This window comes from Stenotrophomonas sp. 89682_Sma (genome assembly GCF_056481405.1).
This window is the reverse complement of sequence record NZ_CM151147.1, coordinates 3,380,242-3,405,408: the sequence shown is the minus strand read 5'-3', so window position 1 is coordinate 3,405,408 and position 25,167 is coordinate 3,380,242. Positions and strand designations below refer to the sequence as shown.

Annotated in this window: 18 protein-coding genes; 6 read left to right on the top strand and 12 right to left on the bottom strand. The window is 65.6% G+C overall.

Annotated features, from left to right (window positions below; all coding sequences use genetic code 11):
- Window positions 1-6 precede the first annotated feature (6 nt).
- From ACZK29_RS15850 to ACZK29_RS15825, 6 genes are all read left to right on the top strand, one after another.
- Window positions 7-1,251: a DUF418 domain-containing protein gene (locus ACZK29_RS15850; RefSeq protein ID WP_111204140.1), complete on the top strand. Its 1,245-nt coding sequence runs from the start codon at window positions 7-9 to the stop codon at window positions 1,249-1,251.
- A 3-nt stretch (window positions 1,252-1,254) separates the two neighbouring features.
- On the top strand, window positions 1,255-2,505 hold the full coding sequence (locus ACZK29_RS15845) for an NAD(P)/FAD-dependent oxidoreductase (protein ID WP_478446228.1): 1,251 nt from the start codon (window positions 1,255-1,257) through the stop codon (window positions 2,503-2,505).
- Window positions 2,502-3,860 (top strand): glutathione-disulfide reductase, encoded by a 1,359-nt coding sequence (gorA, locus tag ACZK29_RS15840; protein ID WP_478446227.1) that lies wholly within the window; start codon window positions 2,502-2,504, stop codon window positions 3,858-3,860. The genes ACZK29_RS15845 and gorA overlap by 4 nt, the downstream gene beginning before the upstream one ends.
- Before the next feature lie 159 nt (window positions 3,861-4,019).
- The gene (locus tag ACZK29_RS15835; protein WP_029550870.1) at window positions 4,020-4,940 is read left to right on the top strand and encodes a DMT family transporter; all 921 of its coding nucleotides are present in this window, start codon (window positions 4,020-4,022) and stop codon (window positions 4,938-4,940) included.
- Window positions 4,937-5,275: an MGMT family protein gene (locus ACZK29_RS15830; protein ID WP_224329410.1), complete on the top strand. Its 339-nt coding sequence runs from the start codon at window positions 4,937-4,939 to the stop codon at window positions 5,273-5,275. The genes ACZK29_RS15835 and ACZK29_RS15830 overlap by 4 nt, the downstream gene beginning before the upstream one ends.
- Window positions 5,276-5,368: 93 nt before the next feature.
- Window positions 5,369-6,043: a rhomboid family intramembrane serine protease gene (locus tag ACZK29_RS15825; protein ID WP_459047175.1), complete on the top strand. Its 675-nt coding sequence runs from the start codon at window positions 5,369-5,371 to the stop codon at window positions 6,041-6,043.
- A 144-nt stretch (window positions 6,044-6,187) separates the two neighbouring features.
- Here the strand turns inward: ACZK29_RS15825 and ACZK29_RS15820 are convergent, their stop codons facing one another.
- From ACZK29_RS15820 to ACZK29_RS15765, 12 genes are all read right to left on the bottom strand, one after another.
- The gene (locus ACZK29_RS15820) at window positions 6,188-7,771 is read right to left on the bottom strand and encodes a phytoene desaturase family protein (protein WP_478446226.1); all 1,584 of its coding nucleotides are present in this window, start codon (window positions 7,769-7,771) and stop codon (window positions 6,188-6,190) included.
- 73 nt (window positions 7,772-7,844) lie between these two features.
- The gene (locus tag ACZK29_RS15815) at window positions 7,845-8,339 is read right to left on the bottom strand and encodes a VOC family protein (protein WP_111204145.1); all 495 of its coding nucleotides are present in this window, start codon (window positions 8,337-8,339) and stop codon (window positions 7,845-7,847) included.
- Window positions 8,340-8,466: 127 nt separating this feature from the next.
- A complete protein-coding gene (locus ACZK29_RS15810) occupies window positions 8,467-10,476 on the bottom strand; it encodes a M13 family metallopeptidase (protein WP_478446225.1) in 2,010 nt (669 codons plus the stop codon).
- A 222-nt stretch (window positions 10,477-10,698) separates the two neighbouring features.
- Window positions 10,699-12,801, bottom strand: coding sequence for a M13 family metallopeptidase (locus ACZK29_RS15805; RefSeq protein ID WP_478446224.1), 2,103 nt, complete (start codon window positions 12,799-12,801; stop codon window positions 10,699-10,701).
- Window positions 12,802-12,990: 189 nt separating this feature from the next.
- Window positions 12,991-15,981 (bottom strand): TonB-dependent receptor domain-containing protein, encoded by a 2,991-nt coding sequence (locus ACZK29_RS15800; RefSeq protein WP_111204147.1) that lies wholly within the window; start codon window positions 15,979-15,981, stop codon window positions 12,991-12,993.
- An 864-nt stretch (window positions 15,982-16,845) separates the two neighbouring features.
- The gene (locus tag ACZK29_RS15795; protein ID WP_005410502.1) at window positions 16,846-19,668 is read right to left on the bottom strand and encodes a TonB-dependent receptor domain-containing protein; all 2,823 of its coding nucleotides are present in this window, start codon (window positions 19,666-19,668) and stop codon (window positions 16,846-16,848) included.
- A gap of 594 nt (window positions 19,669-20,262) precedes the next feature.
- Window positions 20,263-20,508 (bottom strand): DUF2274 domain-containing protein, encoded by a 246-nt coding sequence (locus ACZK29_RS15790; protein WP_104656775.1) that lies wholly within the window; start codon window positions 20,506-20,508, stop codon window positions 20,263-20,265.
- Window positions 20,505-21,776: a TraB/TrbI/VirB10 family type IV secretion system protein gene (locus tag ACZK29_RS15785; RefSeq protein ID WP_104656776.1), complete on the bottom strand. Its 1,272-nt coding sequence runs from the start codon at window positions 21,774-21,776 to the stop codon at window positions 20,505-20,507. Before ACZK29_RS15785 ends, ACZK29_RS15790 begins: the two co-directional genes overlap by 4 nt.
- A 2-nt stretch (window positions 21,777-21,778) precedes the next feature.
- On the bottom strand, window positions 21,779-22,783 hold the full coding sequence (gene trbG / locus ACZK29_RS15780) for a P-type conjugative transfer protein TrbG (RefSeq protein ID WP_104656777.1): 1,005 nt from the start codon (window positions 22,781-22,783) through the stop codon (window positions 21,779-21,781).
- The gene (trbF, locus tag ACZK29_RS15775; protein ID WP_104656778.1) at window positions 22,780-23,484 is read right to left on the bottom strand and encodes a conjugal transfer protein TrbF; all 705 of its coding nucleotides are present in this window, start codon (window positions 23,482-23,484) and stop codon (window positions 22,780-22,782) included. The genes trbG and trbF overlap by 4 nt, the downstream gene beginning before the upstream one ends.
- Window positions 23,485-23,502: 18 nt before the next feature.
- Window positions 23,503-24,855: a P-type conjugative transfer protein TrbL gene (gene trbL, locus ACZK29_RS15770; RefSeq protein WP_104656779.1), complete on the bottom strand. Its 1,353-nt coding sequence runs from the start codon at window positions 24,853-24,855 to the stop codon at window positions 23,503-23,505.
- On the bottom strand, window positions 24,852-25,166 hold the full coding sequence (locus tag ACZK29_RS15765) for a hypothetical protein (RefSeq protein WP_104656780.1): 315 nt from the start codon (window positions 25,164-25,166) through the stop codon (window positions 24,852-24,854). Before ACZK29_RS15765 ends, trbL begins: the two co-directional genes overlap by 4 nt.
- Window position 25,167: the final 1 nt, after the last annotated feature.

Genomic DNA, 25,167 nt, shown 5'->3' with positions numbered 1-25,167 from the left:
GGCATAATGACGGACCTGCCCGACGGATGCCCCGTGAACGCCGCCTCTCCTTCCCTGCAGCCGATGGCCTCCGGCGAACGCATCGCCGTGCTGGACGTGCTGCGTGGTGCCGCGCTGCTGGGCATCCTGCTGATGAACATCGAGGCCTTCAGCGGGCCGCTGGACCTGGCGTTCACTGCCATCGACGTGCATTGGCATGGCATTGACTACTGGGCCGATGCCTTTGTCTATGTGTTCGTGCAGGGCAAGTTCTTCACCCTGTTCTCGCTGTTGTTCGGCGCCGGCTTTGCGGTGATGGCGCAACGCGCCGAGCTGGCTGGGCGTGATTTCACTCCGTTCTACCTGCGTCGCAGCGCCGGTCTGCTGCTGATCGGCCTGTGCCATGCAGTGCTGGTCTGGTCGGGCGACATCCTGGTGCTTTACGCGCTGATCTCGCTGCCGCTGCTGGCCTGCCGGGAGGCGCCGCGCAGCTGGCTGCCGTGGATGGGCGCGGCGGTCTACCTCGGCGGCGTGGCGATGATGCTGCTGGTCGGCGCGATGGTGTCGATGGCCTCGGCTGACGAGGTGCGGGAAATGCTCACCGAGGCGCAGCAGAGCATCGATCTGCAGCGCCAGGTGTACGGGCACGGCAGCTGGATGCAGGCCACCGTGCAGCGGTTGAATGAGTTCGGCGCATCGATGGGGGCACTGCTGATCACCGGTCCGGAGGTGCTCGGCATGTTCCTGATCGGCAGCTGGTTTGCCGGCAGCGGCGCGCTGGCCACACCGGAGCGCTTCCCGCGGCTGTACGCGGTGTTGCGTTGGGTGGCGCTGCCCCTCGGCCTGCTGGTCACGCTGCTGGGTGTTGCCTGGAAACCGTATCTGGCGCCGGGCGCCTACGATCTGCCGGTGACGGCGGCGATGGCGCTGGTGACGATCGGCGGCCTGCCGATGTGCCTGGGCTACCTGGCCTGGATCGTGCACTGGCGCGCGCGGCTGGGCTGGCTGGCGCCGGTCGGGCGCATGGCGTTGACCCATTACCTCGGCCAGTCCCTGCTGTGCACCTGGTTGTTCTACCACTACGGCCTGGGCGCGTTCGAAATGATGCCACGCAGCGTGCAGCTGCTGTTCGCGCTGCTGCTGTTCACCGTGCAGGTGGGCATCTCGCACGCCTGGCTGCGCCACTTCCGCTTTGGGCCGATGGAATGGCTGTGGCGCGCGATGACCTACCGGCAGTGGCCGCCGATGCGGCGCGGAGCCGGGCAGGGCTGATCGATGCTGGGCGCGCGCGAGGATGTGATCGTGGTGGGCGCCGGTGTCATCGGTCTGGCCGCCGCGCTCGCACTGCGTGCGCAGGGGCGGCAGGTGCGTGTGATCGATCGTGGCCGCATTGGTGCGGCAACCTCGCACGGCAACTGCGGCACCGTCACTCCCAGCCATGCACCTCCACTGGCTGCGCCTGGCGTACCACTGCGCGCATTGCGATGGATGCTCGATCCGCGTGCGCCGCTGTATGTGCGCACCCGCCTGGATCCGGTGCTGTGGCGCTGGTTGCTGCAGTTCGGTGCGCGCTGCAACGCGCGTGACTGGCTGCAATCCACGCGGGCACGGGGTGCATTGCTGAACGACTCGCGGCTGCGCCTGGCCGATTGGGTGCGGGCGCATGCACTGGAGTGCGAGTTCGATACGCGCGGGCTGGACTATGTATTCGGCGATGCGCGCAACTTCGACCACTACGCGGCCGAGTGCGAAGCACTGAACAGGCAGGGTATCGCCACGGCCTGCATCGACGGGGCCGGCTACGCACGTACCAATCCGGCCTTCCACGACCGTCTGGCCGGCGCGATCCACTTTCCCGGTGATGCGCAGCTGCGGCCGGACCGCTACACCGCGGAGCTGGCACGTGTACTGCGCGCGCAGGGCGTGGTGATCGACGAGCAGAAGGACGTGCAGGACTTCAGCGACGATGCACAGGGGGTACGCGTGCAGGTCGGTGGGCAGGCCCTGCGGGCACGTGAGCTGGTGCTGGCCACCGGCCCGTGGTCGCGCGACTGGGCACGGCAACTGGATCTGCGCGTGCCGATCCAGCCCGGCAAAGGCTACTCGCTGACCTGGTCGCGACCGGCGCAGGTGCCACAGCGTCCGGTGGTGCTGAAAGACCATTCCGTGTTCGTGATCGCCTGGCGCGAAGCGCTGCGCCTGGGCGGCACCATGGAATTCGCCGGTGCCGATCCGCAGCTGCGCACGGCTCGCCTGCAGGCCTTGCAGCAGGCCGCCGACCACTACCTGCGCGCGCCACGTGGTGCGCAGCTGCAGGAGCAGTGGTGCGGGTGGCGCCCCATGAGCGTGGACGACGTGCCGTTGATCGGCCGCGCGCCCGCGCATCCTCACGTCTGGCTTGCAGCGGGGCATGGCATGCTCGGCATCAGCATGAGCGCCGGCACCGGCCAGCTGATCGCCGATCTCGTCTGCGGCCGCACGCCGGCGATCGATCCTGCCCCTTACCGACCCGAGCGATTCCGATGAGCACTGCACCCTATGATTACGACCTGATCGTCCTTGGCGGCGGCTCCGCCGGCCTGGCCGGTGCGATCCGCGCCGCGCAGCACGGCAAGCGCGTGGCGCTGCTGGAGCCTGGTGAACTGGGCGGGACCTGCGTCAATGTCGGCTGCGTGCCGAAGAAGGCGATGTGGCTGGCGGCCGACCTGCACGAGCGCATCGGCCTGGCCAATGCGATGGGCTTCGATGTCGAGGCACGCCCGTCGCTGTCGTGGAAGGAACTGGTGATCCATCGCCAGGCCTACATCAGCAACATCCACACCAGCTACCACAAGCGCCTGGATGAAACCGGCGTGGTGCGCATTCCGGCGCGCGGCCATCTGCTCGATGCGCATACCGTCGCCTGCAGCGATGGCGTGCGTTACAGCGCCGAACACATCCTGATCGCCACCGGTGCGCACCCGCTGCGGCCGGATATTCCGGGTGCCGAGCTGGGCCTGGTCTCCGATGATTTCTTCGATCTGCGCGCGGCACCGGCCGAGGTGGCAATCATCGGTGGCGGTTACATCGCGGTGGAGCTGGCCGGCCTGCTGCAGGCGCTGGGCAGCAGGGTGAGCCTGCTGGTGCGCGGAAGGCGCTTGCTGGAACGCTTCGATTACGAGCTGACCGACCAGCTGGCCGAGAACCTGAAACAGCAGGGCGTGCGCATCCATTTCGACTACCGCCTGCGCGAACTTCAGCGCGATGGCGAACGCGTGCGTGCATTCGGCCATGATGGCCCGCTCGACAGCGTGTTCGACGCGGTGTTCTTTGCCACCGGCCGGCGCGGCAACAGCCGTGACCTCGGCCTGGAAGCGCTCGGCATCGTCATCGGCGAGCATCAGCAGGTGGAGGTGGACGAATGGCAGACCACGAGCGTGCCTAGCGTGCATGCGGTGGGTGACATCGCTGGCAAGGTCGGCCTGACGCCGGTGGCGGTGGCCGCTTCGCGGCGGCTGATGGACCGCCTGTTCGGTGGACGCCCGCGGTCGAAGATGGATTACGAGAACGTGGCCAGCGTGGTGTTCTCGCACCCACCGCTGGGTGCGGTGGGCATGAGCGAAGAAGAGGCGCGCGCGCGGTTCGACCAGGTGAGCGTCTACCACAGCCGTTTCCGCCCGATGCTGCAGGCGCTGGCCAACGGTACCCAGCGCAGCCTGTTCAAGATGGTCTGTGCCGGTCCGGAAGAACGGGTGGTGGGCATCCACCTGCTGGGCGAAGCGGCCGACGAGATCCTGCAGGGCTTCGCGGTGGCGGTGAAGATGGGCGCGACCAAGGCCCAGTTCGACGACACCGTGGCGATCCACCCGACCTCGGCCGAGGAAGTCGTGCTGATGCGCTGAGCCGGGCCGTTGTAGAGCCGAGCCATGCTCGGCTGCTTTTCGCCCAGGGTTGGCGAAGCCGAGCGCGGGCTCGGCTCTACAGGTCAGCGGGCGCCGCCATGCGACAATGACGGCCCCCACGCCTTTCCGGGCCGCCCCGCGCGGCCCGCCGTCGTCCTGATGTCCAGCCCCGCTTCCCGCATCGCCACCGCTTCCCCACGCATCGCGCTGGGAGGCATCGGCCTGGCCGCGATCGGCGCCATCGCCGCCTCCGGCAAGGCCATCATCGTCAAGCTCGGCCTGCGTCACGGCGTGGATGCCACCACGCTGCTCGCCTTGCGCATGCTGATGGCGCTGCCGCTGTTCGTACTGATGGCACTGTGGGCCGCGCGCCGGGCCGAGCCGCTGTCCTGGGCCGACCGCGCCCGCGTGTTGTGGCTGGGCTTCACCGGCTACTACCTGTCCAGTCTGCTCGACTTCCAGGGCCTGCAGTACATCAGCGTGACCCTGGAGCGCCTGATTCTCTACTTGAACCCGACCCTGGTGCTGCTGATCAACGTGCTGCTGGCGCGCCAGCGGCCGGGCCGCTGGCAGATCGGCGCGCTGGTGCTGAGCTATCTGGGCGTGCTGCTGGCCTTCGGCCATGACCTGCAGCGCGAGGGTGGGCAGATCATCGTCGGCAGCCTGCTGGTACTGGGCAGTGCGCTCAGTTACGCGCTCTACCTGTTCGGCAGCGGGCAGGTGGTGGCGCGCATCGGCGCGGTGCGGCTGACCGCCTACGCCAGCTGCGTGGCCAGCGTGCTGGTGCTGCTGCACTTCGCGGTGACCCATCCGCTGCCGCTGCTGTGGCAGGCGCCGGCACCGGTGCAGTGGCTGTCGCTGGTCAATGCCACCGTGTGCACGGTGCTGCCGGTACTGGCGATCATGCTGGCGGTGCAGCGCGTGGGTTCGTCGCTGGCCGCGCAGGTCGGTATGCTGGGCCCTGTTTCCACCATCGTGATGAGCCTATGGCTGCTCGACGAACCGATGGGGCCGGCGCAGATCGCCGGCACCGTGCTGGTGCTGATCGGCGTACTGCTGGTGACCCGCCTGCGGCGCTGACGCCGGAGCAGGCGCGTGCGCGCATCCTGGCGGTGATCCGCGCGATCCCGGCGGGGCAGGTGATGGGCTATGGCCAGGTGGCGATGCGTGCCGGCCTGCCGGGGCGTGCGCGCTTGACCGCACGCATCCTCGGCCAGAACGACGATCCCGACCTGCCCTGGCATCGCGTGCTGCGTTCGGATGGGCGAATTGCCATGGAAGAAGGGTCGGCCGGCTGGCGCGAGCAGTCACAGCGGCTGCGCGCCGAGGGCGTGGTGGTGGAGAACGGCCGGGTGCGGATGCCGGCCACCGATCCAGCCGCGGCGCTGGATGCGGCCGTGTGGGGCCCGGGCTGAGCACCGCTGGCGACTGAACAGGCCACGCCTGCGGGTCGCCAACAAGACACGGAGCTGCGGCTATGATGGAGGCCGTTCCATGCCGGTGCTCCCATGTTCCCGCGACTGCCAACCGTCACCAAGGCCCTGCTGATCGCCAACGCGATCCTGTTCCTGCTGCAGCAGCCTTTCCTGCTTGGCATGCAGACCTTCGAGCCGTTCATGCTGCAACCGCTGCAGCAGGGCTTCGATGCGTTCTCGCCGGGCGTCAACTTCCAGCCGTGGCAGCTGCTGACCTATGGCTTCCTGCATGGCAGCTTCGGGCATCTGTTCTTCAACATGCTGGCGGTCTTCATGTTCGGTGCGCCGCTGGAGCAGACCTGGGGCGAGAAACGCTTCCTGCTGTACTACCTGGTGTGCGTGGCCGGTGCCGGTGTCTGCCAGCTGCTGGTGGGTACGTTGCTGGAGAATCCGGCCACGGTGCTGGGCGCTTCCGGTGGCGTGTTCGGCCTGTTGCTGGCCTACGGCATGCTGTTCCCGAACCAGCGGGTGATGCTGCTGTTCCCGCCGATCCCGATGAAGGCGCGGACCTTCGTGATCCTGTTCGGCGTGGGTGAGCTGGTGCTGGGCATGACCGGCTGGCAGCCGGGCGTGGCCCACTTTGCGCATCTGGGGGGCATGCTGTTCGGCTGGTTGCTGATCCGCTACTGGCGCGGGCAATCGCCGTTCAACAGGCGCCGACCGCCGGGCCCACCGAAGCGCCCGAACCATCTGCGCAGCGTGAAGTGAGGCGCGATGCGCCTCGCTTCACGCGGGTAGGAGCAAACCTAGGTTGGCAATCATCCCTGTCGGTTCGTGCCAACCAAGGTTGGCACCCACCAACGGCAGGTCATGCATGCGACGGACACGCGCGCATCCACGCATGGCGTGGATCTACAGATCCTGTAACACCACCCGCGCGGCGTTGTGCCCTGGTGCACCAGTGACGCCACCACCGGGATGGGTACCCGAACCACACAGGTACAACCCGGGCAGGGCACCGCGATAGCCGGCCTGGCCCACCATCGGCCGTGCCGAGAACAACTGGTTGGCGCTCAGTGCGCCGTGGAAGATGTCGCCACCGATCAGGCCGAAGATCCGCTCCAGATCCAGCGGGGACAGCACCTGGCGGCCCAGCACGCTGTCGGCGAAACCCGGCGCATACCGTTCAACGGTGGCGATCATCAGATCGGCCACTGTTGAACGGTGATCATCCCAGCGACGCCCGTCGGGGAGTACCGGTGCCACGTGCTGGCAGAACAGGCTGGCCACATGCTGACCGGGCGGCGCCAGTGAATCGTCCAGCGTACTGGGAATCAGCATTTCCACGATCGGCTCGCGTGACCAGCCGTCGCGGCGCGCGTCCAGCCACGCGCGGTCCATGTAGTCCAGGCTGGGTGCCATGATGATGCCGGCGCTGAGGTGATCGCCGGGGCCGGGCAGGGCGCTGAAATCCGGCAGCCGCGACAGCGCCACGTTCATCCGGAACGTGCCCGAACCGCAGCGCCAGTTCGTCATGCGTTCGCGTGTTGCGTTGGGTACCTGTGCCCGTTCCAGCAATTGTTCGTACAGCAGTTTCGGATTGACGTTGGCGACCACCGCGCGTGCGCGCAGGATCTCGCCGTTGGCCAGTTCCACACCCACCGCGCGGCCCTGTTCAATGAGCACGCGCTGCACACCGGCCTCCACGCGCAGTTCCGCACCGGCCTCGCGCGCCGCAGTGGCGATGGCCTGGCTGATCGCGCCCATGCCGCCAATCGCATGGCCCCAGGCACCCTTCACGCCATTGCACTGGCCGAACACGTGGTGCAGCAGTACGTAAGCGCTGCCCGGAGTGTACGGACTGGCGTAGTTGCCGACGATGCCGTCGAAGCCGAACAGCGTCTTGATGGGTTCGCTCTCGAACCAGCGGTCCAGGTACTCCGCTGCCGAAAGCGTGAACAGGTCCAGCAGTTCCTGGCGCAGCGAAGCATCCAGCGGCGCCAGTTCACGACCGAGACGGCCCATCTGCCACAGGGCGGGCAGGGCGCGCCAACCGCCTGCGGCACCCAGGTCCGGTGGCGCGCGCAGAGCCCACGCGCGCAGCACATCGGCGAAGATCTCCAGGCGCGCTTCATAGGCTGGCAGCGCCTGCGCATCGCGTTCGGAGAATTTCGCGACTTCGGCCTGGGTGCGGCCAGGTGCCGACAACAGGTAGCGGTCGTCGGGCAATGGCAGGAAGTTGTTGACCGGGCGCGCGACAATGCGCAGCCCATGCGCATGCAGTTGCAGGTCGTCGATCACCTTCGGTTGCAACAGCGATACTGTGTAAGACGCCACCGAGTTGCGGAAGCCGGGATGGAACTCCTCGGTGACCGCCGCTCCGCCGAGCACGCCGCGCCGTTCAAGGACCAGCACTTTCTTCCCGGTCTTCGCCATATAGGCCGCGCAGACCAGGCCATTGTGGCCACCACCGATGATGATCGCATCCCAGGACATCAGCACCTCTGGAAGAAGGGGACGGAGGGGATCAAGTCGCAATCTACATCTGAGCGCAGGAGGGAGAAACGACCTAATCCCCTCCGCCCCCTTTTTTGATTGCCGCTTCGATGGTCGCGATGTCGATCTTCTTCATCGGCATCATCGCGTTGAAGGCGCGCTTGGCCAGTGCCTTGTCCTTGCTGGTCACCGCTTCGATGAGCATGCGCGGGCTGATCTGCCAGGAGATGCCCCAGCGATCCTTGCACCAGCCGCATTGGCTCTCCTGGCCACCGTTGCCGACGATGGCGTTCCACAGACGGTCGGTCTCAGCCTGGTCTTCGGTCTGGATCTGGAAGGAAAACGCTTCGCTGTGCTTGAACGCAGGCCCACCATTGAGACCGACGCAGGGGATGCCGCAGACAGTGAATTCGACGGTCAGTACGTTGCCTTCCTTGCCGTCGGGGTAGTCGCCCGGTGCGTGATGCACGGCGGTCACCGCGCTGTCGGGCAGGAGGCTGGCATAGAAGGTGGCGGCCTCGAGCGCGCCGTTGTCGTACCAGACACAGATGGTGTTCTTGTGTGCCATGTCGGGGCTCCACGTTGGACGAAGCCGCAGCGATAGCACGGCCGGTGTTAACCCGGGATCGTGCTGCACCCGCAAAAAAGAAGGGCGCCCGAAGGCGCCCTCTGCATTACCAGTTGCAGCAGCTAGCTCAGCGCCAGACCTTGATCTGCTCGGCTTCGCTGCGCTGCATCGGCTGGCCGGCCTTGCAGCTGAAGGTGGCACCGAATGCCGGCAGGTTGGCCAGCGTGCCGTTGCTGCGCCACAGGCCCGGTGCACGGATGTCGGCGGTCAGGCGACGCACGGCCTCGTTCGGCGACAGCTGCTGCGCCCACAGCGCCGACCACGCGCGGAAGAAGCCCTGCTGCTGTGCCTGCTTGGCTTTCGGCTCCTGCGCGGTGTACGCGGCCCAGGCCAGTTCCAGGCCGGCGATGTCGGCCAGGTTCTCTTCCTGGGTGAGCGTGCCGTTGACCTTGGCACCCTTCACGCCCGGGAAGTCGTAGGCGCTGTACTGCGCGGCCACGCGATTGCCGAGCAGGGTCCAGGCGGTCTTGTCTGCCGGGGTCCACCAGCTGCGCAGTTCGCCCTTGGCGTCGACCAGCGCGCCCTTGGCATCGATCGCGCGGGTCAGCTCATGGCCGACCAGGCCACCGAAGCTGCCAAACTTGTCGGCGGCGTCGGCCTTGGCGTTGAACACCGGACCCTGCAGGATTGCAGCGGTGACGATCAGGCGGTTCTGCGCCAGGTCATAGGCCAGCGACGGCTGCTGCGGCAGCACGTCCCAGCGACGGTCAGCGTTGCCCTTGCCGATTCGCTTCATTTCCTCGCGATGGCGCCAGGTCGAAGCAATCAGCATGTTGCCGCCGAAGGAACCACGGCCCATCGGCTGCACGCTGTAGTCGAGGTCGCGCAGCGGGGTGCCGATCTCGATCTTCAGCGCGGCCAGCTTGGCCTGCGCTTCGGTCTTGGCTTCGGCACTCATCCAGCTGCTGTTCTTGACCGCCTCGATCTGCACTTCGCGCACCTTGTCGACGATCCATGCGGCCTGGCGACGATCTTCTGCCGACAGGTAACGGGCGGCGTATTCGCGGCCGAGCATCGGGCCGGCGGCCACGTTGATCGCCTCCAGCACATCTTCCCAACGCTGCGGCGGCAGCGTTTCGCCACGCAGCACGCGGCCACGGAATTCAAACTCGGCGTCGCGGTAGGCCTTGGACAGATACGGCGCCATCGAGTCGCCCACGCGCCAGCGCAGGTAGGCCTTCCACTGGTCCGGCTTGAGCTTGGTGACCATGCCGTCGAGCTGCTTGAACAGGCCCGGGTCGGCCAGCGAGACCAGGTCGTCGTCCACGCCCTGGGCCTTCAGGAACGCATCCAGCTGCAGGTTGCGGTAGCGGCTGTTGAGCTCCTTGGTGGAGATCGGTGCGTAGTTGTTGAACGGGTTGTTGATGCCGGCCAGCGACTGCGCGTTGCGCGCCAGTTCGGTTTCCAGCGCGATCACCGATTGCGACTCGGCATCCAGCTTGGCGGCCGGAGTGCCGGTCAGTGCCAGGATCTGCTTGACGTAATTGCGGTAGCGGCCCATCAGCGCGACGGTGTCGGCGTCGGTGCGGGTATAGAACGCCGGGTCCGGCAGGCCCATGCCACCCTGCATGAAGTAACCGATGTGGCGATCCAGCGCCTTCAGGTCCACGTCCGGGCCGAAGTTGAAGGCCACCGGGATGCCGACCTGGTGCAGCGCGGCGATCGAGGCCGGCACATCCTTGGCCTTCTTGATGGCGTTGATGCGGGTCAGCAGCGGGGCGATCGGGTTGGAACCGTCCGCTTCCACGGCGGCTTCGTCCAGGCCACTGGCCCAGAAGTCGCCCAGCAGTTTCTGTACGTTGCCCTGCGGCGATTTCATCGCGGCGTCGAGCAGTTCACGCTGCTGCTGGCGGCTGCGATCGACCAGCTGGCCCAGCGCGGTGGTGGCGCCGGTCTGCGGCACCGGATTGGCCTTCAGCCAGCCTGCGTTGGTGGCGTCATAGAAGTCGCTGCACTGGGCACTGACAGCCGGGGCTCGGGCAGCCTTCTTCTTGGCGGCGGCGAACGCATCGTGGGTCGGGACCAAGGTCGCCAGGCTGATGCCCAGGGCGATGGCAAGCGGACGGAAATTGGGCATGTGGAACGAATCCGTGATGGATTGAGGGCGCGCGCACTATAGCAAGCCGGGCATCGACGCGGCATGCACGCATCACGCTGCTTTCGCCGGCCAGGGTCGGCCGCTACCGGGGAGCGCCGAGATCAGTGGATCCACGCCATGGGTGGATGAAAAGCACCCCGGAAAAACAAAGGCCCGGGAATTCCCGGGCCTCTGCAGGTGTGCCGCGGCGTCAGCTGTGGCTTACCAGATCACCACCTGCTGGTCGCCGCTGCGGGCCATCGGCGAACCGGCCTTGCACTGGAACGCGGCCGCGAAGGTCGGCAGGTTCGACGGCGCACCCATGGCGCGGAACTGCGCCGGGGCGTGCGGGTCGGTCGCCAGGCGGACCTTGGCGTTCTCCGGGGTGTACTTCGTGCGCCACACGGTGGCCCAGTTGAAGAAGAAGCGCTGGTCGCGGGTGAAGCCGTCCACCTTCGGGTCTTCCTTGCCGGCGCTGGCCTTCTGCAGGGCATCGTAGGCGGTAGCCAGGCCGCCCAGGTCGGCGATGTTCTCACCCAGGGTCAGGTGGCCGTTCACCGCCTGGCCGTCGACCTTGTACTGGTCGAACTGCTTGACCAGCTTGCCGGTCAGGCCTTCGAAGTTCTTCTTGTCAGCGGCGGTCCACCAGTCTTCCATGTTGCCGGTCGGCCCGAAACGTGCGCCCTGGTCGTCGTAACCGTGGGTCATTTCGTGGCCGATCACCGCGCCGATGCCGCCGTAGTTCAGTGCGTCGTCGGCCTTCGGGTCGAAGAACGGCGGCTGCAGGATGGCGGCCGGGAAGACGATCTCGTTCCGCAGCGGGTTGTAGTAGGCGTTGACCGTCTGCGGGGTCATGCCCCACTCGGTCTTGTCCACCGGCTTGCCGATCTTGGACAGGTTGAACTTGTAGTTGAACTCGTTGGCCGCGCGCACGTTGCCCAGGAAGCTGTCGCGCTGGGTCTGCAGGCCCGACCAGTCACGCCACTTGTCCGGGTAGCCGATCTTCGGGGTGAAGGTTTCCCACTTGGCGATGGCCTTGGCCTTGGTTTCATCGCTCATCCAGCTCAGGCCCTGGATGCGGTCCTTCAGCGAGGCAGCCAGGTTCTTCACCAGCTCTTCCATCTTCGCCTTGGCTTCCGGCGAGAAGGCCACCTTCACGTACAGCTGGCCGAAGGCTTCACCGGCGTCGTTCTCGATGGTGCCCAGAACGCGCTTCCAGCGCGGCTTCTGTTCCTTCTGCCCGTTGAGGGTCTTGCCGTAGAACTCGTAGTTCTCCTGCACGAAGGCATCGGCCAGGTAAGGCGAGGCGCTGTCCACGGTGTGGAAGCGCAGGTAGGCACGCCACACCGACGGATCGGTGTCGCCCAGCGCCTTGCTCACTTCCTCATGGAAGGCCGGCATGGCCAGCGAGAACTTCTCCGGTGCGGCCACGCCCTGCGACTTGAAGAACTCGGTCCAGCTGAAGTTCGGGGTCAGCTTGTCCGCGTCGGCCACGGTGACCGGGTTGTAGTACAGCTCGACGTTGCGCGACAGTTCGACGCGCGACTTGGAAGCCTTGGCCAGGCGGGTCTCGAACTTGACCACGTCCTCGGCCTGCTTGGCAGCGTCGGCAGCGGCGACGCCGGACAGCTCCAGCACCTTGGCGACGTGCGCCTGGTAGGCCTTCAGCTTGTCGGCGTTCTTGGCATCGGTGTAGTAGGTGCTGTCCGGCAGGCCCAGGCCGCCCTGGCTGGCGTAGGCCATGTTGACGGCCGAGTTCTTGAAGTCGGCTTCGGCGCCGAAGCCGAACAGGACGTTGTCGCCCTTGGCGGCGCTGGTGCGCAGGTAGTTGGCGATGGCCGCCTTGTCCTGCAGGCCATCGATCGCGGTCAGGTCGGCCTTCAGCGGTTCGATGCCCTGGGCGTTGATCTTGGCCTCGTCCATGCCGGTGGCCCACAGGTCGCCGACGATCTTCTCGATGTGGTTCGGGGTCTTCACCTGTGCCACCTGCTCGGCCAGCTGGTGCTGCACGGCCACCGAACGCTCGTCGAGGATGGTGAACGCGCCCCAGCTGGTGCGGTCGCCCGGGATTTCATTGGCGGCCAGCCACTTGCTGTTGACGTAGTCGCCGAAGGCGCCACAGGCGTCCTTGCTGGTATCGAGGTCGCTGGGCTGGAAGGCGTTATAGGCCGGCAGCTTGCTCTCGTCCAGGGTGTACTGGGTGGCTTCGGCGACAGCCGGCGTGGAGGCGGTGGCGTCCTTGGCCGGGGTTTCGTTCTTGCCGCAGCCAACCAGCGCGGCCGAAACGGCCAGGGTCAGCAGCACGATCTTGGGAGTACGGGTCACTTTGATGGCCTCCAGGCCGAGTGAGTCAGGGAAGGGCCGCAGGGACGGCCGTGGGCCGAACGATACGCCGCCGGCCTGCCCTGCAAGGGTGTCGAAGGTCATGGCCGGGCGCAAGGGGGCAGGGCCGCGGCCGGAAAAAGACAGACCCGGCAAAAGCCGGGCCTGTCGGGTGTTGCGGTTCTGGATGGATCAGAACTTGTAGGTGGCGCCCATATACATGTAACGGCCGATGTTGTCGTACATCGCTGAACCGACATCGGAGCCGAAGTAGTTCACCGGCGGGTCCTTGTCGAAGGCGTTGTCGATGCCCAGGTAGACGTCGATCTTGTCACCCGGGAAGCGGTAGCCGAACTGGAAGTTGTGGTACGTGTACGAGCCGTTGCGGATCGGACTGGTCTGTCCCGGGTTGGCCTGGTAGCTCTTCGGCTGCACACGCAGGTTCGGGCCGACGTAGGTCATGTCCCACGACGCGCGCCACTGGCCCAGCGAGTACTTGGTCTGCAACTGGCCACGCCAGCGCGGATCGGTCACCCAGGTGACGTTCTCGTCGTACTCGTTCGGGAAGGCCTGGAAGGCCCACTCGCGCGACTGCAGCAGACGGGTGCCCACTAGGCGGATGACGGTGTCACCCTCGGCCAGCTTGAAGCGGTAGTCCATTTCCAGATCGACGCCGACGCGACGCGAGCGGGCCAGGTTTTCGTTCAGCGCAACCCAGCGGCTGATCGAGTATTCCGGGAAGGTGCGGCCGCCAGCATCGGTCTTGCCGCCCACCGGTGCGCGTTCGATGAAGCCGCAGAAGCTGTTGTTGATCCCCCCCGGCGAATCCACGCAACGGGTTGCATTGGTCTGCGCGGTCACCGCACCAATGGCGTCCTTCAGACTGATCCACCAGTAGTCGACGGACATGCCGAAGCCCTGCAGGAAATCAGGCTGCCAGACCAGGCCATAGGTGAAGCTGCGTGCGCGTTCCGGCTTCAGGTCCGGATTGCCGCCGCTGACGCCCGGGCGGGTGGCAGTGTAGGTGTCGACCCAGCCGACCGGCACGCCCAGCGCCGAGCAGTTGGCCTGGCGCAGTGCCGGGTCCGCCGCGGTGTTCGGGCGGTTCGGGTTGGTGGCCAGGTAGTTGCAGGGGTCGTTGACCGTAGCGAAGTTTTCGCTCTGAGGGTTGTACAGCTCACCGATGCTCGGTGCGCGCACCGCCTGCGACAGGGTGCCGCGGGCACGCAGCGACGGGATGATGGTCCAGTCCAGGCCCACCTTCCAGGTGGTGGTCTTGCCGATGCTGCTGTAGTCCGACCAGCGGCCTGCGGCGTCCAGGGTCAGGTTGTAGATGCCCGGGATGTCGGCCAGCAGCGGCACGGTGGTTTCAACGAAGGCCTCGCGCACGTCGTACTTGCCCATGCGGTTGGGAATGGCGTTGAGGAAGGTCAGGCCCTGCGCGGCCAGCGGATCGGTGATTTCGCGGCTCTTTTCGCGGCGGTATTCCACACCACCGGCCACGCCGACATCACCGGCCGGCAGGCTGAAGAGCGAGCCGTTGGCCAGCGACGCGCTGAACACCGACTGCTGCAGGCGCGAGTAGTTGAACGAATTGACGTTCATCCAGTCACGCGCGGCCTGGGTCACAGCTCCGTTGCCGAACACCGAGAACGGCACGCAGCCTTCGCGGGCGAACTGCGAGTACACGCGGTTGCCGTTGTTGGGATTGGTCGCGTTCGGGTTCAGCGTGGTGCGGCAGACGATCTCGCCATTGGCCGGGTTGACCACGGTATCCAGGCCGGCCTGCCAACGCTCGTTGATGCGGTTGTTGAGGTTCCAGCGCTTGACTTCGCTCTGGCCCCAATTGCCGTAAACGTCGTAGGTCCAGTTCTCGGTCAGGTTGCCTTCCATACCCAGCACGAAGCGCTGGGTGTTGCGCTCCACGTGCTCACCACGCTGGCCGGCGTCGACGTTGAAGCGGCTCAGGGTCAGCTGGCTCAGGCCGGCGCTGGTCATCAGTGCGCGCAGTTCCGGCGACACGTAGGCGTTATCGCGCTGGATGCGCAGGGTCTGGTCGAACGACGGCTGTGCCAGGAAGTCGGACACCGTTTCGGTGTACTTGCCCTCGAAGTACAGGCGGTGGTTGTCGGTCAGGTCGAAGTTGACGACCGTGTTGATGCTCTTGCGGTCGAACTTCGGCTGCAGGTCGGCAACCGAGTTCAGGTCGGCGAAATCACAGTTCACGCAACTGGTTGCGCTGACCACGGTGCCGTCGTAGCGCTGCTTGCGGAAGGTGCCATCCGGGTTGAACTGATAGCGGTTGCCCCAGGTAGCCGGATTGTTCGGGTTGAAGGTACCAATGTTGAAGGTACCGCCGAAGGAGATCGAGTGGTTGCCGCCCGGGCCTGCCAGCACGGTTTCCGGGTTGCTTTCGCTGGACGGCTTGCTGCTGTCGTAGTTCGGGTTGCGCACCGACACCAGGAACTCGTTGCCGATGGCGCGGTCGGTGCGGACGAAGCGGTCCTGCTTGCTGTATTCAAGGGCGACAGCGGCGTTGCCGCGGCCACCGGCGAAGTCGGTGCCGGCCGAGGCACTGATGAAGGAACGGTTGAATCCGCCTTCGCTGGCCATGCCCGTCTGACCGCGTACTTCAGCCCCGTCGAAGGACTTCTTCATGATGAAGTTGACCACGCCAGCCACGGCGTCGGCGCCGTACACCGCCGATGCACCACCGGTGATCACTTCCACGCGCTCGATCCATTCCACCGGAATGGTGTTGACGTCCACGGCGGAGGAGCCGGAGGTTGCGCCGACGTGACGGCGGCCATTGACCAGTACCAGGGTGCGGGAGGTGCCCATGCCACGCAGGTCCATCAGACCCACACCGGCGGTGCCGATGAAGCGGGTCGAGTTGCCCAGGGTATAGGTTGGGGTCAGCGCCGGCAGGCGGGTCATCAGGTCGCCGATATTGTTCGCACCGGTGGCACGGATTTCCTCGGCGGTGATGGCCGTAACCGGGGAGGGGGTCACGAAGCCGGTACGCGCAATGCGCGAGCCGGTCACGCTGACGCGATCGAGGTCGATCGGGTTGGAACCTGAGCTGGCTTCCTGGGCCAGGGCCGGGCCGGCAGCGGCCATCATCAGACCGACCAGCAGGGCGTTGGTCAGCGGGTGGCGGCCGGGAGTGCGGTTGTACGTCATCGAGTGGATCCCCCTAGTGGACAGAATTCTTTCGCTTCCGTGCAGTTGTTATGTTGATGTTCAGATGTCGTCCTGACTTGACGCGAACCTAACATGGTCTTAACGAAAATTGACCATGTGCGGGGAGTGCTGTCACATTCCGCATCAGTTGGCTACATAAAAGTGCAACAAATTCAGCGACTTGGTATCAGTTGTAATCGCGGCGTCGAGATCTTCCAATGGATGCTGAATAGGCTGTTAAGGTCAACTTTGCGCAAAGTGGCGGTTGCCTTTGCGCGGGGAGACATGCGCGGGGAACCTGAGGGTCTCTGTGCCCGACGTGCCTGTAGGGTGCGTTCAGCTGCAGCAGGCTGGCGGGTCAGGGCGTGGCGACCGTCCTGCAAGGTGGGGCATCCCATCGCCCGCAGCCGGCCCGGCCAGGTCGCCTTGGGGCATCACCTCAAGATTGCATGAGGCGGCGAAGCAACCCGTTTGCGGGGCATTGGATTCATCAGGCGATCAATGCTCAGACGGGAGATCGGTAGGCCGTTCGAACGGCTTTTGAACGTAGTTGTGCTGCGCACCAATGTCGCCAACTTCCGCTGGGCTCAGAGCGTGCCTCATGTTGCCGACAGTGCCGCCTGACTGCGGATCAACGAGATTGCCGATGCCCCATTCCTTTCAGATCCAACGGCCTTGGGTGTCGAGCCAGGTCGGCAAGGTTTCATTCCGTGACTTTTCAGGGGGTTATTGCAAGAAAGTAAAGTTTGAAAATCTATTCAGCGTTCTGGCCGGAAGCGGGCAAAAAAGACCCCGCCGAAGCGGGGTCCTGGTGTTCTGCAGGAACGCCCCGCCTGGGCGGGGTGTCCAACAGGGAGGAGGGGCTTACTTCCTGCCGAAGTCGTACTGCGCCTGCACGTAGATCGCACGCCCGTAGGCGTTGTACAGGGAGTTGTTGTACGGCACGTCGATGTTGCCGGCATAGGAGTGCTGCTGGTTGTCCGGCACCTTGTTGAACAGGTTGTTGACCATCAGCGAGAACGTCAGGTTGTCCATCGCGCGGTAGTTCACGCTCAGGTTGTACGTCGTGTAAGAGCCCCACTTGCCAGCCTTGTAGCCGGACGTCGGATCGACATAGTCATAGCCGCGGCCCAGGTAGGACAGGTAGTTCGGCGTGCGGCCGATGTAATTGAAGTACAGCGTGGTGGTGAACTTGTCGATCGCCCAGCCGATCGAGCCGTCAGCCCGGACCTTGGCGTAGGAGTCGTACACCCACATTGCGTACGGGTTGCCCAGCAGATCCAGGAATGGGTCGTTGAGCTGCGGCTGCAGTTCACGCTTGAGCATGTTGGTGTAGTTGCTGGAGAACTGCAGCGAACCGAAGCGACCGATGTCCTGCACGTACTTGAAGCTGGCGGTGACCGCCTCGAGGTTCTGCCGCGCCACGTTCAGCTTCGGCGTGTAGATCTCCTCCAGCGCGCCGGTGGCATCACGGGTGACCCAGTTGGCCACTTCCTCGCAGGTGGCGCCGGCGGTGTTGGTCAGGCCGTTGCGGCAGTAGTACTCGGCCAGCAGCAACTGGTCGGAGCTGAGGGTGTTGACCTCGTTCTTGATCTTCCAGTTGTAGTAGTCCAGGGACACCGACAGGTTGTTGATCGGCGCCCACACCAGGCCCGCGTTCCACACGTCGGCGGTAATCGGCTTCAACTCCGGATTGCCCGACTGGGTGCCGAAGACCGACACGCTGCCGTAGCGACAGTCGACCGTGTTGGACGGATCGAACCCGAGCTGGCCACAGCGGTAGTAATCCTTGGATCCATTGGCGTAGTAGCCGCTCTTGCCCTGGAAGGCATCGGGAAGGGACGGGGCGCGGAACGCGGTGCCGTACTTGCCGCGGACCAGCAGGCTTTCGAAGGGGCGGAACTCGAGGCCGATGCTGTAGGTGGGCTTGTCTACGGTATGGCCGGCGATCTTGAAGTTGTCGTAGCGGCCGGAAGCGGTGACCGTCAGCATGTCATGCAACGGCAGACGCAGTTCGCTGGTGACAGCGTAGTTGCTGCGATGGCCGTTGCCCGCCACCGAGGTGGTACCGAACACCGTGCCGTCGGTCAGGCGCACGTCCGGCGTGTAGTTCCACCCTTCGCTGCCGCCTTCAACCACGGCGGCGAAGCCAGCGTCGCCACCGGGCAGCTTGAACAGCGAGCTGTTGGTGATCTGCGCGCGGGTCTGGGTCTGCCAGGTGCGGCTGCGGCTGGTGGTGAAGCCGGTGAAGCTCTGGAAGGCCCCTTGCGGCAGCTGGGAATAGAAGGCGCCCCAGTTCGGGTTGTAGATGTTGTAGCCGTCGTCGGTCTGGCCCAGCACCGGTCCCAGCACGTTGTCGGCGAACCAGTTGTTGATCGGGTCGTTCCAGCGTGCATAGCCACGCTCGTTGAGCTTGTACTCGCCGCGGGTGACGCTGGCCTCGTAGTCCCAGTTGCTGCCGATCGCGCCGCGTGCACCCAGCGTGACCTGATAGGACTTGCTGCGGTCGGTATTCATGATGTCGCGGTAGCCAATGCCGCCGATGTCTTCGGGTGCGAACACGCGTTGCAGCCCCAGATAGCGACCGCTGGACTGATCGAAGAACGGACCCATGCTGATATCCGTGCCCCAGTAGTTGTAGCCGGCACCGGTGTTGTACTTGACGGTTTCGTAGCTGTAGAGGACATCGCCGAACAGCTGCAGGTTGTCATTCACATCGTAGGTCAGCGACGAATAGAACTGGCTGCTTTCCTTGCTGTTCTTGATCGTCTTGTAACCTGCGCCGAACGCGGAGCCGCAGGATTGTCCAGCGCGGCGCGTACCGAGGATGGTGGTGCCGCCGAACTGGCCGGAAACGCCGGCGCAGTTGTTCGGATCCATCATCAGGAAATCATTGGTATCCGCGTCGAAGACCAGGAAGTCGTTCGAGGGCAGCTGGCGCGTGTAGCCATGCGGATTGTTCTGCTTGGTGATGTCGCGCTGGTAGCCCCAGATCGGGTTGGTCTTTTCATACTGCACATTGACCAGGGCGCGGAAGCGATCGTCCTTGCTGTTGAAGCCATTGGCGCCGCTCACGCGGAAGCTGGCGCCACCGCCATCGGAATATGCGCCGCCGCGCACGTTCAGGGTGCCGCCGTCCATGCGTTCCTTGAGGATGATGTTGACCACGCCGGCGATCGCGTCCGAACCGTACAGGGATGACTGGCCGCCCGGCAGCACCTCGATGCGGTCGACGATGTCGATAGGGATGCCGCTGATGTTGTTGAACGCGTCGCTGCCGTTGTACAGCGCCGGATACGAAAGCATCGGGCGGCCGTTGATCAGGTACTTGGTGTAGCCAGGGTTCAAGCCGAACATGCCAGCCGCTTCAGCACCCTGGGTGAAGGATGCCGAGGTCTGGCCGCCTTGCAGGCCGCCAGTGGTCAACGAGGACTGCTGCAGCACTTCGGCAACGCTGGAGAAACCGCGCGCCTGAATCGCCTCGGCGCTGATGGTCAGCACCGGCGTCTGGTTTTCAATCTGCGTCTGCGGGATCAGCGAGCCGGTGACCGTGACCCGGTCCAGGTTGGTGGCGGCCTTGCTGCTGTCCTGGGCGAGTACGGTGGCGCTGCTGCCGGCCAGCAACAAGCCGCAGGCGACGGCGTGGGTGAGCGGGTGGTGCGAGAATGCGAAGCGACGACGAGACATGCGATTACTCCGTGTGATCGTGATGACGCGTGTATCCCTTTCCTGGGATTTCGATTCTGTTCAGCTGCCCTGCCTATGCGGTTTGGCGGCGTGGCCTCAACGTAACACACGCTTAACTTTCGTTGCGCATCTCTGTAACGATCAGTAACAGCGCACACGGATGATCGTCACACCCGCTCGACAGGGGCGTTTCGTGCGTTTTCTGCAGAGTCCGCCACGTCAAAAAATGAATATCTGATAAATAGCGCCTGGATTAACAATCGATACATTCAGGCGCATATTCGCGTGAATGCAGAGCGCAACAAAAAAGTGCCGGTGTCAAGTTTGTCGTGCAAAGCACGTAGGACTTGAAACCGTATATGAGACAGCAGGTTAGCTCTTTTCGGGGCCGCTTTGAAGGATTGCGGCTTGGTGGGCTAGGTGCCACATAAGAGCGTCGGAAGAGAAAGCCGGATCGCACTTGATCGTGCTGAGTTGCCGGGAGACGGCGGGCTTGTTACTCCATGATAGCCCAAGAGGCTTCGCAACATCCAGAACGAAGAACGCGCAGCCTGGGGCTGCGCGTTCGACGGATGCCATTGGTACGCAACGCCATCATGTTGGCTTCGTTGGCGCGCTCCGTGTCGCCGTGCCCTTCCTGAATCCCCGATCCCCCGCCATGAACGCCTCCAGCATGTGCGGAATCAACGTCGTTGCATCGACCGCCTCGCCATACGCCTGCGCGTGCAACGCGGCGTAGCGGTCGAGATCGGCTTTCAGGCTGGCCGGGCAAGCGAAGGTCAGCTTCACATTCTCGGTCTTGGGCAGCGGGCCGAGCCGCAGCTTCTTGGTCGTGCTCATTGCATTGCTCCCCGCTGGAAGAACATCGGCTGGTACGGCCGCAACACCAGATCGCGGTTGACGATGATGCGAACCGGCAGGCCCGGCCGTTCGGTCAGCGTCGGCTGGATGTTCATGTTGCGCCGGGTCATCTCCTGTCCGACCTGATTGATGCTGTCCTGTGCGCTATCGCGCCCAGCGATCACGATGCGATTGCCGTTCTGCCGGTTCTCCGGCGCGGCCAGCTCGGCGCCCACGCCCAGCAGCGTCGTCAGCGCCGCACCGGCAAAGACGCGATCCCAATGCCAATCGACGCCATCCTCCAGGCCGGCGTAGCCGGCAGGGTCGGTGCCCGCCAGGTTGTCGAGCTTCAGCGATGACGTGTCCGGCAGGATGACGCGGTTCCACACCACTTGTACGCGGCTCTGCCCATAGCTGACCTGGCTGTTGTACTTGCCCAGGATGCGCGATCCCTGCGGGATCAGCAGGAACTTGCCTGTGGCCGTGTCATAGACCGGCTCCGTCACCGTGGCGATCACGTCGCCCGGCAAGTCCGACTTGATGCCCGTCACCAGCGCCCCGGCGATCACTGTTCCCGCCATGACCTGATACGGCGAGGACGGCATTTGCAGATTGCCGGAATTGCGGGTTTCCGTAGAGCCGCCTTTCAGGAACGCCTCTTTCTGGTCTTGCCGGTTCTGCACGGCGGTCGGGTCGGATGGCTGGGCCGCCGTCGAAGCCGGGCCAGCGGCCAGCGGGTCGAAACCCGCCAAGGCACTGCCGGGCGCAGCCGCAGCGGCTTGCGCCGTGACCGGCGCGGTGGCCTTGCCTTGGTTGCCCGAGCGGAAGAACACCGACGAACCCGCCGCCGCATCGGCCTCCTTGCGCCGCGCATCCTCCGGGTCGTGGCCCGGTGGTGCATACGTCGGCGTCACCGGCTGCTGCGACTTCACGATGGCCGGGCCGAGATCGCCCGGCAGCGGCGGCCCCAGCTCGGGCACCTTCGGCGGCAGCTTCGAGTAGTCGGCCGGCAGGCCGTCCAGCCCTTCGGACTTCGAGACACGATCCACGTTGTAAAGCTCGGTCTGCTCGCCCGCGCCGCGCCGATGCGGCTGCAATGACCAGATCGTGGCTCCGAGCACGGCGACCGACAGGCCGCCGACGAGGATGGCCAGCGTGCGCCGGTTCAGGCGCGTGACCGGGCGCGGCTGGGCGCGCAGCGCCACCGCCTCGGGCGCGACCTTGCCCGCCTGTGGCGCGGCAAGGTCAGGAGTGTCGTCCTGGCTCATGGTCAGTTCCTCCGCGTGCCACCGGAAACGCCATCTGTGCGCTCTATCCGCACCACATCGCCCTTGTCCCCGCCCAGGCGCAGTTCGGCCGCACCGAACAGGCGATCAACGATGTAGTACGGCGCGCGGAAGCGGTAGTTCACCAGTTGTCCGTCGCCCTGCGCGCCGATCACGAACAGCGGCGGCAGCTCGCCCTGGGCGATGCCTGGTGGGAACTGGATGTAGACCTTCTCGCCATCATCGAAGGCGCGCAGCGGCTTCCACGGCGGATTGCTACCGCTGACGGCGTAGCGGAAACGGATCTTCTCCAGCGACAGGCCGGCATCGACCGGTGCGGCGGCGCTGGCCGCCTGCGACTGGCGCTGCAAGGCCAGCATCTTGTCCTTCGGGTACTCCCAGGACACTGAAGCCATCCACGTCTTCTCGGTCGAGGTCAGCTCCAGCAGGTACGTCCTGCGGCTGGTGGTGATGACGAGATTGGTCTTCAAGCCCGAGCGGATGGGCTTGACCATCACGTTGACGCGCAGCGCATCACCGCTGCCGCTCGATGTGTCGCCCACGATCCAGCGCACGGTATCGCCGGCGGCCACCGTCACCAGTTCCTCACCGGGCTGGAGCGCGATCACCGTCACGCGGCCCACGGCCGCATAGACCTGGTACAGCGCGCCGTCTGTGAAGGGCCACACCTGGATCGCGTTGACGTAGCCCTCGCGCGTGGGCGCGATACGCGCCTCGGCGTTGGCGCGGGTCACGCGCAAGGTTTCATCGGCGGGTTCCGGCGTGGGCTTGGCATCCGGCACAGGTTTCATCTGCGCCGGCATCGGCAGCACCCGCGGCACGGCCACTACTTCCACAGGCGCAGGCGGCTCCGGCAGCGGCTGGGCCTGCACCGGCTCATCGAGCGAAATGGACGGCGGCGGCTTGCCCTGCGAAGCGCAGCCTGCAAACAGGACGGTGGATGCCAGCAGGATCACCGGCAAGGCGGATTTACGGAAATGTGTATTCATGGCTTGGTTCCTTCGTTTCCTTCCAGTTCGCGGCTCCACGACAGCCCGTTGACGTAGATGCCCAAGGGGTTCTTGCGCACCCGCTGCTCGGTGCGCGGCGTCTGCTGCACGATGGAAACCACGGCGTTCCAGCGTTCGGTGCGATCCAGCGCGCCGTTCACAAAGCGCGTCTCCGTCCAGCGCACGTTGAAAGACGTGTCGCTGGCGCGGGTCACGCTGGTGATCTGCACCGTCACCGACTCCTTGCCGATGCGCGCGAACGGATCGTTCACGCGGGCGTACTCGTTGAGCACCACGGCGCCCTTGTCGGTGGTGTAGTCATAGGCATCGAGCCAGTTCTGGCGCACCACGATCGGGTCGATGGACAGCGAGCGCACCAGGCCGATGAAGCGGCCCAGGTGGTACGCGATCTGCGCATCGCTGGGCCGGTACGGCGTGGCGGCTTCGCCGACAGCACGCACCTGGCCCGCGTTGTCCACCTCGATGACGTAGGGCGTCACGATGGACTGCGCCGAACGCCAAACCAGGCCACCAGCCATCAGCACGGCCAGCGTGAGACAGCCAAAGGCCATGAAGCGCCAGTTCTTCGCCTGCACGCGCGCCGAGCCGATGCGCTCGTCCCAGACCTGGGCGGCGGTTTGGTACGGGGTGGCAGGCTGCGGTGTATCGGCATAGCGCACCTGCGGTCTTTTGAATCGCATGGGAGTTCTCCTTGTGGATCAGGAATCGGAATCACGAAGGCTTGGCCCCTGGCTGGAGCTGCCGCCGTCGCCCCCGCGCAGCGTGTGGGCGGCGGTCGTCGCGGCATGGGTGAGCTGCTGCCTGCGATGCAGGCGCTTGGCCCAGGCGGGTTGCGCAGTGGATGGGGTCGGCTCGTTCGCCGCCTGCGCGGCACCGGCCCCCGACGCCGATCCGGCGTCGTCGGGCCGGAAGGCAGCGGCGACACGCTCCTTCATCGAGCGTGCGCCCTCGGCCACCTTCTGCCCGGCTGCCTGCGCGCCGGTCTTGGCGACATTGCCCACGCCAGCGGCAGCGCCCTTGAGGCCGCCGCCGGCGGATGCAGAACCCGCCTGAAACGCTGACCGGGCGCTGCTGGCGGCTCCGGTGGCGGCCCGCGCTCCGCTGCCCGCCAACTTGGCGGCTGCGGGCGCCATGCGCGCCCCGGCGGCTACTGCGCCGCCGACGCCCGTGGCCGCAGCGCCCACGGCAACAGCAGCACCGGCCGCGCCCAGCGCGGCACCGGCCATCGCACCCGCGCCGAGCTGCGGCCCGCCGGACACCAGCCCGGTCGCAATGCCCGGCCCGAAGATGCCCAAGGCCAACAGCGTCAGCGAGGCCAGCATCACGACCACGGAGTGGTCGATGGATGGCTCGGCCGGCTGCACCTGAAACTCGGCGAACAGCCCGGAACCGATGCCCACGATGACCGCGAGCACCAGCACCTTGATGCCTGACGACACCACGTTGCCCAGTACCTTCTCGGCGAGGAACGCCGTCTTGTTCCACAGCGCGAACGGCACCAGCACGAAGCCCGCGAGCGTGGTCAGCTTGAACTCGATCAGCGTGATGAAAAGCTGGATCGCCAGCACGAAGAAGCACAGCAGGACGATCAGCCACGCGAGGAACATCACGACGATGGGCGTGATGTTCACGAACACTTCGGGAAAGCCCGCCATGTCGCCGATCTGTTTCAGGATCGGCGCCCCGGCGTCGATGCCGACTTTCGCCAGCCGGCCCGGTTGCAGGAAGTTCTCCATGCTCAACGTCGAGCCGCTGGCCGTCAGGCCCAGCCCGGCGAATGAGCGGAACACGATGCCGGCCAGCCAGTTGAAGTTGCCGATGATGTAGGCGAAGGCGCCGACGTACAGCACCTTGCGGATCAGCTTGGCAATCACGTCCTCGCCCTGGCCGGCGGCATGGCCCATCGCCCAGAACAGCCCGGCGAGCGTCATGTCGATGACGATCAGCGTGGCGGTCAGAAACGCCACTTCGCCGTGCAACAGGCCAAAGCCCGAGTCGATGTAGCGCGAGAAGGTGTCGAGGAAACGGTCGATGATCGTTACGTCGTTCATGGCGAGTCCTCCTGCCCAGGCGCATCGGCATCGGTGGGTTCATCGAAGCTGGGCGGAATCGGTGGCAGGTCGGCGAGCGTCTGGTACTCGCCCGGCCCGGCCTGGCCGGAGAGAAAGCGCCGCAGGTCGGCTTGAGCCACCTGCGCGCAAAACGCGCCGTCGTGCGCGCCCGTGCGGCACTGCGCGCGCAGCGCGTGCAGCCGGGCCGGGTCGGCGGCGAGCGCATTCACCGGCAACTGCTGCGGCCGGTCACAGCCGGCCAGCACCAGCGCATGAACGGCGAAGGCGAACACGACGGGCGTGCGTTGCATG

What these genes read in the sequence shown, in the direction of transcription:
- trbG (WP_104656777.1), bottom strand. Translation starts at nt 22,783, where the DNA reads ATGAATACACATTTCCGTAAATCCGCCTTGCCGGTGATCCTGCTGGCA.
- ACZK29_RS15815 (WP_111204145.1), bottom strand. Translation starts at nt 8,339, where the DNA reads ATGGCACACAAGAACACCATCTGTGTCTGGTACGACAACGGCGCGCTC.
- trbL (WP_104656779.1), bottom strand. Translation starts at nt 24,855, where the DNA reads ATGAACGACGTAACGATCATCGACCGTTTCCTCGACACCTTCTCGCGC.
- ACZK29_RS15810 (WP_478446225.1), bottom strand. Translation starts at nt 10,476, where the DNA reads ATGCCCAATTTCCGTCCGCTTGCCATCGCCCTGGGCATCAGCCTGGCG.
- ACZK29_RS15845 (WP_478446228.1), top strand. Translation starts at nt 1,255, where the DNA reads ATGCTGGGCGCGCGCGAGGATGTGATCGTGGTGGGCGCCGGTGTCATC.
- ACZK29_RS15825 (WP_459047175.1), top strand. Translation starts at nt 5,369, where the DNA reads ATGTTCCCGCGACTGCCAACCGTCACCAAGGCCCTGCTGATCGCCAAC.
- ACZK29_RS15800 (WP_111204147.1), bottom strand. Translation starts at nt 15,981, where the DNA reads ATGACGTACAACCGCACTCCCGGCCGCCACCCGCTGACCAACGCCCTG.
- ACZK29_RS15765 (WP_104656780.1), bottom strand. Translation starts at nt 25,166, where the DNA reads ATGCAACGCACGCCCGTCGTGTTCGCCTTCGCCGTTCATGCGCTGGTG.
- ACZK29_RS15795 (WP_005410502.1), bottom strand. Translation starts at nt 19,668, where the DNA reads ATGTCTCGTCGTCGCTTCGCATTCTCGCACCACCCGCTCACCCACGCC.
- ACZK29_RS15820 (WP_478446226.1), bottom strand. Translation starts at nt 7,771, where the DNA reads ATGTCCTGGGATGCGATCATCATCGGTGGTGGCCACAATGGCCTGGTC.
- ACZK29_RS15850 (WP_111204140.1), top strand. Translation starts at nt 7, where the DNA reads ATGACGGACCTGCCCGACGGATGCCCCGTGAACGCCGCCTCTCCTTCC.
- ACZK29_RS15790 (WP_104656775.1), bottom strand. Translation starts at nt 20,508, where the DNA reads ATGAGCACGACCAAGAAGCTGCGGCTCGGCCCGCTGCCCAAGACCGAG.
- ACZK29_RS15785 (WP_104656776.1), bottom strand. Translation starts at nt 21,776, where the DNA reads ATGAGCCAGGACGACACTCCTGACCTTGCCGCGCCACAGGCGGGCAAG.
- ACZK29_RS15835 (WP_029550870.1), top strand. Translation starts at nt 4,020, where the DNA reads ATGTCCAGCCCCGCTTCCCGCATCGCCACCGCTTCCCCACGCATCGCG.
- trbF (WP_104656778.1), bottom strand. Translation starts at nt 23,484, where the DNA reads ATGCGATTCAAAAGACCGCAGGTGCGCTATGCCGATACACCGCAGCCT.
- gorA (WP_478446227.1), top strand. Translation starts at nt 2,502, where the DNA reads ATGAGCACTGCACCCTATGATTACGACCTGATCGTCCTTGGCGGCGGC.